An 11,396-nucleotide genomic window follows, 5' to 3' on the forward strand; every position below is an offset into this window, starting at 1 on the left:
TTTATACTTTTAGATATTTTTCTTCTTTATGCTCCTTAAAAAAATCTATTCCTTTAAGTAACCAGAGCAAGCGTTGATTTGAAATCTCTTTTACTTCCTCATCCGTATTGACCCAGGGAAACTTTTGTTTGGACAGTTTCTTCTGCCAGAGACAAAACCCATTCTTATCCCAATATAAGACTTTCAACATGTTTTTGCGCTTATTGCAGAATATAAACAGACTCTTATCAAAGGGTGATAAGTTCATTTCTGTCTGAACCAACTGAGTAAGTGTATTTATTGATTTTCTCATATCCGTCACTCCAGGACGTATAAATACACGACGTCTCATGAGAAATCCCAAATCATAACTTGGAATCTTAGATTTATCTTACATTCTATCATCCCTTCCTGATTGACACTGATACTCAATAGAGGACTTTGTTCTGAGTTCTCTTCCTTTTGTTCGTATTCCAAAAATCCGAGGTCTTCGAAGGGATATTCTTTTGGACTTACCTTTACGGGTTTTGTAGACTTCTTCAGATTGTATCTGAAGGATGAATAAGATAGACTATGCTCTTTACAATAGGCCATGCAGCTCTTGCCGCTTGCCTGCCAGTTCTCGATATGTTCTTCCCAGTTTTGTATTGTCTTCATGAAGCCAGTGTAACACGGTTCCCAGGATTTGGGAAGGTGGGTTCATGATACGCTTACATTAGAAAATAATTTATAATAAAGATCAATCTAAAAAACTATATCTAGATGTTTTTTGTATAATAATAGTTATAGAATGATTATAAAAATATTTACAATTGTATTAATATTCAACACACTTCTGCCAACAGACTTTATATTTGCACAAGAGAATACATCATCAGACACTGCTAATCCTTTGGAGAAAAAAGACGAAAAAAAAGTACAAGAATCCTTCAACCGTCAGATATATGCCAACTGTGAAAACAAAGACGGTACTATCAAGACAGGCAATGCAGAGGACGGAGGAGTATTGCAATACAATATCGACTGTGCACCATTCCATGCTCAGGAGATCCTAGACTTTAGATCCAAAGGTCGTAGTGAGTGGTCTATCCTAAACTGGATCAACCGTATCGTTACATTCTTTTATCGCATGGCTTTCGTAGCAGCGATACTGGGTGTATTCGTAGCAGGTATCAAGTACATCAGAGCAGGAGGCGAGGGTGGTTTCTCTGCAGCAAAAGATGCACTAAAGTGGGCACTGATAGGCTTCCTAGTCAGCGGTACAGCCTGGACACTCGTAGCCATGTGGAGTAGGGCGATGAGTATGCTGGCGTAGCTACCACGCGTCATCCTGAGTCCGTAGGACGAAGGATCCCACGACACTACCACGTCATCCTGAACGTAGTGAAGGATCCCACAAGGACAAGCACCATGCAAAACCCAGTGAGATTCTTCATTTTCGCTACGCTCAATTCAGAATGACGTATTCTCATCCCACGACACTACCACGTCATCCTGAACGTAGTGAAGGATCCCACAAGGACAAGCACCATGCAAAACCCAGTGAGATTCTTCATTTTCGCTACGCTCAATTCAGAATGACGTAGTTTACTCAAACACCATATCATCAAAAAGTTCCTTCCATTCAGGATTCACAGACTCAATCAAATCAATTTTCCTAGATCTTCTCCATCCTTTTATCTGCTTTTCTCTATGGATAGCTTCTTCTAGATCGTGAAATAGTTCATAATATACAAGCTTATTCACATTGTACCTATAGGTGAAGCACTGTAGAGACGCATAGCAATATATCTCCTACTGTGAAGAAAACAAGACTAAAGCGTTTTCCTTTCTCCCTCTATTATGTTCTCAAAGAAACTTTGGTTTCGATTATAGCCGTATGGCATGACAGGAGAAACCCGGAGTCCTTGAAAAAAAGAAAATAAAATAAATAATCTACCCTTCGACGCGCTTCGCTTGCTCAGGGGTCGCTCTGCGCTGGCTGAGAGAGTGAAACGAGCCGAAGCCAAGCACAGGGCGGTGCCCTTTTTTCCCAGCCGGATGTGGTTGCTGAGCATGCGCACAGCGTCCGGCTGAAGGGAATACCGAAGTCAAGCTACAGACAAAAATTATTCGGTCTAATAGAAAGTAAGTTTAAAAATATAGAATAAGGGTAGCAAGCGTAAGCTTTTCTTATCGGGCTATACTTCGACTCGCCGTTGGCTCGCGGTTCGTAGAGTAGCCGAAGGGCAGTAGCCGCCCGCCGGCTGAGCGATGACGTAAGTCTGAGCCGAAGCCAAGGGGCCGGGGAATAGGTAAAAAGCTGGCTTGCTTACTTCAAAATCTGTTTATCCGAAAACTACTATACCATGGAGTTTAAATTCCGGGTGGTTTTTTTGTTGAAAATTAATCTGGAAGCTTCATCCCTGAAATCATGAATTTTATGATTTCACGTCCTCCCATGGGAGTCCTATTTCTTTTTTTTATGAGTTTCTTTTTACTTAATAACTGTAAAAACTTCCTGTTAAAAAATGAAAAGTTTATTTCTGACTATCCCGTTTATCCAGATAAGTTATCCCTTAAAGCTATTCGTATTTCTCCTCAGAAGGATGAAAAATTTATTGAGGTAAAAGAAGATAAGTCCGGTAAACCTTACTTCATTGTAGAAATCAAGGACAAAGAGTCCGGCTTTCATCTTGTAGAGGAAATTCAAAAAGGAAGAATTCTGGAACATTCTCTTATAATTCGTAATTCTCGTGGAGAAATCCTAATAAAAAAACCTCTCCTGATTCATGAGGTTCAAAAGCAAAATTCCTCATCAAGTCCTCTGAAATTGAGTTTCAGAGATTCAACACTTCCTCAGTTAATATCTTTAAAGAAACTTCCGGAGCACGAATCTTTCATAAGTGCCTATATCGAACTGACGTATCTTCAACCCTTCATGGCAGAAGTCTGTGATAAAAACCGGGATCCAAATGAAACTCCCTGTCCGGATATCCAGACCCAGATCTTTTCCGGTATTCAAAAAGATATTCAGGAAAAGGAAGGAAGCCTGCAAAAAAAACTGAACCTGTTTGTAGATAAAAACCCCTGGCTTACGAAAGCTACAGAGGAAGAGAAGTTAAAATTTTTAGAAGAGAATATAAAATTAGAAAATGAAAAAAAGAAAGAATATTATACTTCCAGGATGAGAGTTGATCTGGAACGTTTAAACCCGGCTCCACCTAAAGAAGGGGAAAGCAAACCAGGAGGACAGGTTAATTTTCCATCGGGACTACAGGGCTCTCGCTTTTATTATAGAGAATGGAAACTTACCTCGGAACCCAATTTCATAGAACTGAAATTAGCGAAAAACATCCTTTCCAGGTTAGAAGCTCAAAAGCCCAAACCACAGGTTGCAACTGCTCCTCCTGTTCAGGATAATGGCGGAACTCCCTATTCGAGAGCCATTACTCCGAGTCCCTATAAACCGACAAATCAAAAAAGTCAGGCTCCGGCTCATCTTCCGGGCATCGAAACAGGAGAGCGCAAAGTGATTTCTCTGCGTCCTGCCGGAAGTGCATCTGAAATCAAAATTTCAATTCCGAGAGTGAAGCACCTTGCTCCCTACAAAACCGGAGCCCATTTGAATCAAAAGAAATAAGGCATACAAATTAGAGCCAGTCTATCCAATGGACAAAATAAATTTGAAAAAGGGAAGCAGATAAAGTGAATACGAATTGTTATCTCTGTTTAAGCGATAAGTATAGGGAAGTTTTTAATGAAAATGGAATTCCCATTGTCCGATGCGAGAACTGCGGACATACGTATTCTACCTATGAGCAGGAAGAACATTATGCCGGCTACTGGGATGAAGGAGAAGATTTCGATCTGGACTGGTGGGATCTGGCTCACAGGCCAATTTATGAACAGTTCAGTTCTACTTTCATTCATAAGAAAGAAGGTCGGCTTCTGGATGTGGGCTGCGGTCTGGGTTTTTTTGTGAAGCATGTTCGGGAAACCTTTCCCGGCTGGGAAGTGAAAGGATATGAAATGTCTCCGAGGGCAGTAAAATTTGCCCGGGAAAAAAATGGGCAGGATACCGTTTTTGAGGGCATGGTTCAATCCAGCGGGATTGAAAAAGGAAGTCTCGATATTATTACTCTCTGGGATGTGATTGAACACATTCCAAGGCCCCAGTCCTTGCTGAACTACCTGCACAGCCTCTTAAAGCCTGACGGAATCCTCTTTCTACAGACACCTAACTTTCCGATTCAACTTTTTAAAGCGAGGCTTAAAGTCCTGTTAAAAGGGATGAGGGAAGGAGTGCATTACCTTGAAGCAAAAGACCATATAAATAATTATACCCGGGAAAGTCTCAGCCACCTGGCCCTGCAATGCGGATTTAAGAGGCCGGAATTTTATGTTTTAAAACCCATTCTCTCGGTTTCCGGAAGTAAAAGCTCTCTGGGTAAACTGGCCAAGCTTTCTTTCTATTATATTACCCATTTTCTCTGGGAAGCAAGCTTTCATCATATCAACCTGAATAATACCCTTTTTGCTACCATCAGGAGGCAGTAGATGAAAAAATGGAAATGGATAGTATTTATTGTTCTTTTCCTGATACTTCTATTTCCTTTGTTCTCCGGGATTTATTTAGCTTCTTTAGTCACCCGTCCTCCCTGGTACCATCCGGGCCTGGGAAAAGAATGCTCTTCCGAACAAATCCAATCTGCTCCCAAACTCTGTATTTCAAATCCTGAGTTGGCCTTAGAAATCCCCTTTGAGCCGATTCGTATCCCTTACAGGGATTCCTTCCTCAGAGGCTGGTTTTTTCCCAAAGAAAAGGGTTCCGAACATTTATTTCTCTTTGTTCATGGAGCGGGTGGAGACCGCAGAAACGGCTATAAATACGTATCTACCTTTTTGAAGGCAGGTTATTCCGTATTGTTATACGACTCTCCCAATCATGGCGAATCTTATAACGATGGAAAAGGTATTTCCTATGGGTTCAAAGAAAAAGAAGGCTTTTTAAAGGTTTTATCTTTCGCAGAGAAAAAAGCAAAAAATATCTATGTATTTGCTTCTTCTGCCGGAACTTCAGCCGTCCTGTTAAGCCATAAAGACTGGAAGGGTAGAGTAAAAGCTCTTGTCCTCGAAAACCCCTTTTTTAGCCTGAAACGATTAATCGAAGAAAATCCTACAGCAAAAAAACTACCTTATTTTCTTCTGAGATTGAGTTATTTTTGGATGCAAGTATATAATGAATTTGAACCGGGAATGATTCAACCCGGGGAAAACTTAAAAGACTTTCCGGAAATTCCCGTTCTTGTGAGTCATGGAACGGAGGATAAGACAATACCCTTCCAGCACGGTCTGGATATTTTTCAGGCTCTACCTATCAAGGAAAAAACCTTTTATAAGGCGGAAGGTGCCGGGCATTGCCGGATATGGAACCATCAAAAAAAGGCTTATGCCGAACAAATTTCAAAAACCTTTACAAGAGCCCTTTACGAATGAATGCACGAATATCCTATACCGTTTACGCAACCTTACCTGAAATTATTGAAGAAGTTAAAAGAAGTGAAGAATTTTCCGAAACGGATGAATACCAGTACTGTTCGGAGATTTTTGAAGAACTGGAGACAGCTGTAGATTTCTTAACCTACGGACAATCAACCAGTCGCATTTTTCTTTTAGAATACGATGAAGAAGGGGAACGAATTAAAGAAACGATTCGAAAAATTCATGACGACCCCTGGCTACACGGTACAGTCATTATCATTCTGGCAAAAACCTTAAATCGCCGGGAAATGAATAGCCTTCTGGAATTGGGGGTTGCTGATATTATTTTTTGCAAGGAAATTCTCTATAAACTTCCTACTGTAATCAAGGTAATCGCAAAAAATTTTTCTATTTTTGAATCCGAACAGTTTCTTCTGGAAAATACCCTGCATGAAAAAGGAAAAATTATCCTTCCGAATCTACCTTCTCAAATTCCGGAAGTCACAAACCAGATTATCGAACTCTGCTATACAGCAGGTTTTCGGAACCTTGAGAGTTATACCAGGATTTCTATCTGTCTACATGAGATGATTACCAACTCGGTTGAGCATGGAAATTGTAAACTCGGCTATGAAACCAAGACCAGACTTCTCGACGAAAGAGGCAGTATTTCCGGTTATCTCAAGCAACTCACTGAACTACCGGAAAATAAAGACAAAAAGGTTCTGATATACTATGATATTAATGCAAAAAGAGCTGTTTTTACGATAGCTGATGAAGGGGATGGGTTTTCAGTTGACAAACTTCCCAGTCCAACTTCTGAAGCCAGCCTGCTTTTAACGCATGGACGCGGGATTTTAATGACCCGTAATTTTGTAGACCGGATGAAATATAATAGAAAAGGGAACCGGGTCAGCCTTCTTTTTCATAACCAGAACCGCTTTTATCGGAGAGAGAATGAGCTGGTTAAACTCGGAAATGGGAAATTCATCCATTTAAAACCCGGAGAACTTCTTTTCGAAGCCGGTTCAGAGAGCGACTTTTTTTACTATATCATAAGCGGAAGACTCGGAGTTTATGTAAACGAGAAGGAAATCGCCCTGCTCGGTCCGGAAGATGTTTTTATTGGAGAAATGGCCTTTTTACACCATAATAAAAGAACGGGAACAGTGAGAGCCAAAACCCACTCTACTCTCGTTCCTATTTCTCGAACCGGTTTTATCACTATGATTAAAAAATATCCTTATGCCGGTGTATTTCTGGCGAGACTTCTCACCAAAAGGCTTATTTTAAGAAACCAGGCCCTGTAGAAAAGCGGATTCTGAGGAAAATATTTCGGGCAATTGTTTTTAAATAGACAAGGCAATGCTTCAAATCGAACATGTTCAAAAAAAGAACAGGTTAAAGAATGATACTTGAAGGTTTAGACCATATAAGCGTTGCCGTTACCGATCTACAGAGATCCATAGCGTTTTACACAGATGTTTTTGATTTTGAAGAACTGGAAAAAGATGATACGAATAGCTTTCTCTCCTTCGGACCATTCAAGATAAAACTCGTGAAAACAGAAAAGGTAGAAAACCACCTGACCGCAATGGGACAACCTGTCATGAGTTTTGGAATGGACGTAGACGATTTTACAGAAGCCATTCAGGAGCTGGAAGTGAGAGGTTTAAAAATTTTTGAAGGTCCGGAAGTGTCCGGAGAAGGAGAATACCTGCTGTTTGGAGATCCTGATAACAACCTCATAGAAATCTTTTACAACTGAAGTATTTTAAAAAACAAGCCCTATCGGATTTCTGAATAACCGAATGAAAGCTTGTTTTTTTATTTTAAGGTATATAATATGGAAATCAGACCGGCTAAAGAACTTATTAAACTTTCTAAAGAAATCTTAGAAAACTTCCAGAAAAGGTGGAAAAGCCTGAATCTTCAGACTGACTATGACAGAATGCTTTCGTACGAAGAACAGGCCAAAGATCCCGCTCTCTGGGAGAACTCGGAGAAAGCCCTACAGGTGACAAAGACTAAGACCGAATTGGAAAGGAAATTGGCTCCCTGGCTCGAAATCCGCCAGGAAATCCATGATTTCCCCGATCTGGTAGAAATGACCCTTGAAGAAGAAGGAGAAGCCGGACTTGAACATTTAAACCGGGATTATGAAAGACTTTCGGAAAAATTAGAAGATCTGGAGCTGTTGGGTGCTTTAAACGGACCGGATGATAGCCGGGGAGCTTTTTTTAACATCCATCCGGGAGCCGGTGGAACCGAAAGTCAGGATTGGGCCGAGATGCTATTTCGAATGTACAGCCGTTATTTTCAGAAGAAAGGCTATAAGTTTGATATTATTGACTATCAGGAAGGGGAAGAAGCTGGAATTAAAAACGTAACCCTTTATGTCCAGGGAGACTATGCCTTTGGATACTTAAAAGGTGAGAATGGAATCCACCGTCTGGTACGAATTTCTCCATTTGACTCTAATAAACGCCGACACACTTCTTTTACCGCGGTTCATGTAACCCCCGATGTAGACGAGGAAATTGATATCGAAATTGATGAAAAAGACCTAAAAATCGATACCTATCGCTCTTCCGGTGCAGGAGGACAGCACGTCAATACTACCGACTCGGCTGTGAGAATTACCCACCTTCCCACCAATATTATCGTACAGTGCCAGAATGAACGTTCCCAGATTAAGAACCGGGCCACTGCTATGAAAATGTTGAAAGCCAAACTCTATGAAATGGAAAAAGAAAAAGCCGAAGAAGAACTCCAAAAAAAATCAGGGGAGAAAAAAGACATCGCCTGGGGTTCCCAGATCCGCAGCTACGTGTTTCATCCCTATAACCTGATAAAAGACCATCGTACCGAATTCGAAACTGCCAATATTAGTCCGGTCATGGATGGAGAATTGGAGCCTTTTATTATGGCTTATCTCAAATCTCTCTAAAAAAAAGAAGAATTTTATTTGCCTCTGTGTATCTATTGCCTATAGACCGGAGGAATTCATGAACTCTTTATACTTATTTATCAGATTATATCTGGTACTACTTTTTCTCTTTCAGTGCAGCGCCCAGCCAAAAACTGCGTTTACAGCTTCTACTCCTTTCCGAGAAAGACAAATCCAGATTGTTCCCAAAAAAAAAGAAGTTATTTATTACCGCTTTGCTCCGAGTCTCGAAGAGGTAGATCCGGAGAAAGTAGCAACGTTTAAAACGGATTCCTTGAAACCGGAGATAATAAATCTATTAAACCAGATTTTGCAGAAAAATGAGCCCGCCTACGGAAAAGAAAAAGCCAAGCGTTGCCTACCCGTATTTACCTCTGCCATAAAAAATAAAGAGGAAGTTTATTTTTTAAGTTTTTCCTGTGCTATTTTAAAAGTGAAAGGAGAAAATTTATATTTGAATTTTGATAGCGAAAAAGCTTCTCTGGAAACAAGTCTAAATTCCCTGAACTGAGGTCGTCATGCGCTTTCTTTTGCTATTTTTTTTCTTTTGCATACAAATTTTTGCTGAAAAACCTGTTGTCGGAATCTTTCCCTTTGAAGGAGGAGGTAAAGATGAGGGTAAAAAAGCAGCTTCCCTTTTAACTTCCCAACTGGCTTCGTACCGTAAATACAGGCTGGTGGAAAAATCTCAACTGAACAAGGCCCTTGACGAAGTAAAAAACGCACAGACAGGTCTTTATGAAAATGAAGCCTACTTGCAAGCAGGAAAGCTACTTGGTTCTACCCATATTCTTATTGGTGATATTGTAAAAGAAACTTCTTCTAAAAAAACAGTTTATACGATAGCAGCAAGGTTGATGAAAACAGAAAGCGGACTCATTATAGGTGGAAAAACAATTCAGGATAGTTCCTTTGCATCGGCGATAAAAAAACTGTCTTATTCGATGAATGAACTTCTGAGTATTCTCGATTCTATGGATAACCCTGATAGTCCTTTTCTTATTCGTTTGAAGCTGGATAAGAAAAATTATAAAATCAATGATAAGATTCAACTTGAGTTTATGGTGGAGTCTAAAGATGAAAGCCTTAAAGAGTGTTATTTAAAACTTTATTCAGTAGATACGAAAGGTCAGATTATCCAGATTTATCCCAACAAATTCACAAAGAATAAAAAAATAAGTCTCGGTAAGCTATACCGTTTCCCGGAAAACGATGATGATTTCGATTGGATTATAAATGGAGAACCGGGCTTTGAACATATACAGGCCATCGCCACTTCAGATGAATCAGAACCTTTACCGAGAAAACATCCCGGTAGGAACGAAGTCTTCCGGTCTATAGGTAGAGAAAATTCGGCTTTATACAGAGGGATTTCTGTAAAAGTAAAAGATAAGAAGCTAAAAGGTTTTAGCTCGGAAAGAATTTCTTTCCAAATCATAAAATAAGGATGATACAAAACATGAAAAAACTTAGCCTTTTTTTACTCTTTTTTTTAGCTACATTTTCGTTAGCTTCAAAAGATGTAAGGTTACCCAGTTCATTCCAGGAAGTTAGTTCCTATTTAAAAGTGAATAAGAAGCTTCCTTCGAATTATATTAGAAAAAGTGAAGCAAGCCGCAGGGGTTGGAATCCAAGAAAGGGAAACCTCTGGACCGTGTTGCCCGGAAAAAGTATCGGAGGAGATTATTTTGGAAACAGGGAAGGAAAATTGCCTCGAAATAAATGCGGAAACAGAACCCGGTGGTATGAAGCTGATATCGATTATAAGGGTGGAACAAGGGGAGCAAAACGAATCGTCTTTTGTCTTACTCAGGGGAATAAAAATGTGTATATTTATAAAACAGAAAACCACTATAAAACGTTTGAGGAAATCCGATGAAACAATATTCCCTGAATACGGCTTCTATTCGTTCTATTGATGAATTACATAAGTCTATAGCTACGGCGTTTAGCTTTCCTTCTTATTATGGAAAAAATTTGGATGCTCTCTGGGATTGTTTACGCGATATTGAACTTCCGGCTACTTTAAGCTGGTCCGGTTACGGAGAATCGAAGAATAAGTTAGGAAATAAAGTTAAAGAAATTCGAAGAGTGTTTGAAGATTTCGAAGAAGAAGAAAGTGAATTTTCTCTGAATGTTTTATCTTAATTTTTTTTTTCTTTAGCTTTAGCATCTTCTTAGCATTCTCACTTAGGGCTGTTGATCTGAATGAGCTATTCAAGGTTAATGTGTCTCTTGCTATAGAATCTAACGGTCTTGAATTCTATAGCAAAGCATCTCCTTTTCAAGTTGCTCTAAACATGGATCCCAATATTCGAGAGAATGGAGAAGAAATACATTTTTTAAAAGCAAATAGTGTGGGACGTCTTTTTATAGGTGGAGGAAGACCCACATCCATTCCTTTTCCGGGGGATACATTCTTAGATTCAGTTTTCGCTTTTAATTTCGCTCTCAGTTCTCCACTTACAAGAAGAGGTACTCTATTAAACTACCCGGATAATGGAATCAGCTACATAGATCCTCTTGCTGCTTTTTCCAATCACTTATTTCCCATTCCTCCTATTTTCTCAAAGCGGCTTGACTTCATTTTTACTGAATATCGTTACTTCGGAACTTTATACATGGGATATTTCGGAAGCGAAGCTTTCTTTATTGCTCTCGGTCCCTATATAGGTAAGTCGAATTATAGTTTGCTTATTTCCAATGGAAACACTATAATTTCTAATGTTAAAGACAGAGAAAAGGTGGTTGGTGGTTGGTCTTTTCTCACGGGTTATAATCTTGGTAAACATTTGGAAGATCCTATTTTTTATAATATGTATATTTTTTGTGAAGTAAGTGGAGACTCAACAGCTTTCAATGAAGTGAAAGTGCAGTTTTATAATAGTTATAACCTCTTACCAAGGCAATTATATGCTCGTTCTACCTTTTTTCGCTTCGGTCTATCCCGCGAAATAAATCTCCGTGCCAAATAAATATACTTAAATAACAAGTGTGGTGATAA

At 39.5% G+C, this 11,396-nt stretch carries 15 protein-coding genes; 12 read left to right on the forward strand and 3 right to left on the reverse strand.

What is annotated here, in order from left to right:
• Position 1: 1 nt before the first annotated feature.
• Both tnpB and H7A25_25375 read right to left on the reverse strand, forming a co-directional pair.
• Positions 2-292, reverse strand: coding sequence for an IS66 family insertion sequence element accessory protein TnpB (gene tnpB / locus H7A25_25370; protein MCP5503253.1), 291 nt, complete (start codon positions 290-292; stop codon positions 2-4).
• A gap of 35 nt (positions 293-327) precedes the next feature.
• Entirely contained in the window at positions 328-636 is a 309-nt protein-coding gene (locus H7A25_25375) for a hypothetical protein (protein ID MCP5503254.1), read from the reverse strand.
• A gap of 133 nt (positions 637-769) precedes the next feature.
• Between H7A25_25375 and H7A25_25380 the strand changes: the two genes are divergently transcribed.
• A complete protein-coding gene (locus H7A25_25380; GenBank protein MCP5503255.1) occupies positions 770-1,294 on the forward strand; it encodes a hypothetical protein in 525 nt (174 codons plus the stop codon).
• A gap of 272 nt (positions 1,295-1,566) precedes the next feature.
• On the opposite strand, the gene H7A25_25385 is transcribed toward H7A25_25380, so the two are convergent.
• Positions 1,567-1,770, reverse strand: coding sequence for a hypothetical protein (locus H7A25_25385; GenBank protein MCP5503256.1), 204 nt, complete (start codon positions 1,768-1,770; stop codon positions 1,567-1,569).
• Positions 1,771-2,392: 622 nt separating this feature from the next.
• Here H7A25_25385 and H7A25_25390 point away from each other — a divergent pair.
• The 11 genes from H7A25_25390 (at position 2,393) to H7A25_25440 (ending at position 11,367) form a co-directional block, all read left to right on the forward strand.
• Complete coding sequence (locus H7A25_25390) at positions 2,393-3,601, forward strand: hypothetical protein (protein ID MCP5503257.1); 1,209 nt, start codon at positions 2,393-2,395, stop codon at positions 3,599-3,601.
• 65 nt (positions 3,602-3,666) lie between these two features.
• Positions 3,667-4,518, forward strand: coding sequence for a class I SAM-dependent methyltransferase (locus H7A25_25395; GenBank protein ID MCP5503258.1), 852 nt, complete (start codon positions 3,667-3,669; stop codon positions 4,516-4,518).
• Complete coding sequence (locus H7A25_25400; GenBank protein MCP5503259.1) at positions 4,519-5,457, forward strand: alpha/beta fold hydrolase; 939 nt, start codon at positions 4,519-4,521, stop codon at positions 5,455-5,457.
• Positions 5,454-6,752, forward strand: a complete 1,299-nt coding sequence (locus H7A25_25405) for a cyclic nucleotide-binding domain-containing protein (protein MCP5503260.1) — start codon at positions 5,454-5,456, stop codon at positions 6,750-6,752. Before H7A25_25400 ends, H7A25_25405 begins: the two co-directional genes overlap by 4 nt.
• 98 nt (positions 6,753-6,850) lie before the next feature.
• Complete coding sequence (locus H7A25_25410; protein MCP5503261.1) at positions 6,851-7,210, forward strand: VOC family protein; 360 nt, start codon at positions 6,851-6,853, stop codon at positions 7,208-7,210.
• A 78-nt stretch (positions 7,211-7,288) separates the two neighbouring features.
• On the forward strand, positions 7,289-8,392 hold the full coding sequence (gene prfB / locus H7A25_25415) for a peptide chain release factor 2 (protein MCP5503262.1): 1,104 nt from the start codon (positions 7,289-7,291) through the stop codon (positions 8,390-8,392).
• A 58-nt stretch (positions 8,393-8,450) separates the two neighbouring features.
• Positions 8,451-8,903, forward strand: coding sequence for a hypothetical protein (locus H7A25_25420; protein ID MCP5503263.1), 453 nt, complete (start codon positions 8,451-8,453; stop codon positions 8,901-8,903).
• A gap of 7 nt (positions 8,904-8,910) precedes the next feature.
• Positions 8,911-9,837, forward strand: a complete 927-nt coding sequence (locus tag H7A25_25425; protein ID MCP5503264.1) for a DUF4384 domain-containing protein — start codon at positions 8,911-8,913, stop codon at positions 9,835-9,837.
• 2 nt (positions 9,838-9,839) lie between these two features.
• Positions 9,840-10,271 (forward strand): ribonuclease, encoded by a 432-nt coding sequence (locus H7A25_25430; GenBank protein ID MCP5503265.1) that lies wholly within the window; start codon positions 9,840-9,842, stop codon positions 10,269-10,271.
• Entirely contained in the window at positions 10,268-10,540 is a 273-nt protein-coding gene (locus H7A25_25435) for a barstar family protein (protein MCP5503266.1), read from the forward strand. The genes H7A25_25430 and H7A25_25435 overlap by 4 nt, the downstream gene beginning before the upstream one ends.
• A gap of 80 nt (positions 10,541-10,620) precedes the next feature.
• Entirely contained in the window at positions 10,621-11,367 is a 747-nt protein-coding gene (locus tag H7A25_25440) for a hypothetical protein (GenBank protein ID MCP5503267.1), read from the forward strand.
• Positions 11,368-11,396 lie beyond the last annotated feature (29 nt).

The sequence above is a fragment of the Leptospiraceae bacterium genome, assembly GCA_024233835.1.
Classification (GTDB): domain Bacteria; phylum Spirochaetota; class Leptospiria; order Leptospirales; family Leptospiraceae; genus JACKPC01.

Excerpts from the sequence above, each read along its gene's own strand:
- H7A25_25410 (MCP5503261.1), top strand. The coding sequence starts at position 6,851 with ATGATACTTGAAGGTTTAGACCATATAAGCGTTGCCGTTACCGATCTA.
- H7A25_25390 (MCP5503257.1), top strand. The coding sequence starts at position 2,393 with ATGAATTTTATGATTTCACGTCCTCCCATGGGAGTCCTATTTCTTTTT.
- H7A25_25375 (MCP5503254.1), bottom strand. The coding sequence starts at position 636 with ATGAAGACAATACAAAACTGGGAAGAACATATCGAGAACTGGCAGGCA.
- prfB (MCP5503262.1), top strand. The coding sequence starts at position 7,289 with ATGGAAATCAGACCGGCTAAAGAACTTATTAAACTTTCTAAAGAAATC.
- H7A25_25435 (MCP5503266.1), top strand. The coding sequence starts at position 10,268 with ATGAAACAATATTCCCTGAATACGGCTTCTATTCGTTCTATTGATGAA.
- H7A25_25380 (MCP5503255.1), top strand. The coding sequence starts at position 770 with ATGATTATAAAAATATTTACAATTGTATTAATATTCAACACACTTCTG.
- H7A25_25420 (MCP5503263.1), top strand. The coding sequence starts at position 8,451 with ATGAACTCTTTATACTTATTTATCAGATTATATCTGGTACTACTTTTT.
- H7A25_25405 (MCP5503260.1), top strand. The coding sequence starts at position 5,454 with ATGAATGCACGAATATCCTATACCGTTTACGCAACCTTACCTGAAATT.
- H7A25_25425 (MCP5503264.1), top strand. The coding sequence starts at position 8,911 with ATGCGCTTTCTTTTGCTATTTTTTTTCTTTTGCATACAAATTTTTGCT.
- tnpB (MCP5503253.1), bottom strand. The coding sequence starts at position 292 with ATGAGAAAATCAATAAATACACTTACTCAGTTGGTTCAGACAGAAATG.
- H7A25_25430 (MCP5503265.1), top strand. The coding sequence starts at position 9,840 with ATGATACAAAACATGAAAAAACTTAGCCTTTTTTTACTCTTTTTTTTA.
- H7A25_25400 (MCP5503259.1), top strand. The coding sequence starts at position 4,519 with ATGAAAAAATGGAAATGGATAGTATTTATTGTTCTTTTCCTGATACTT.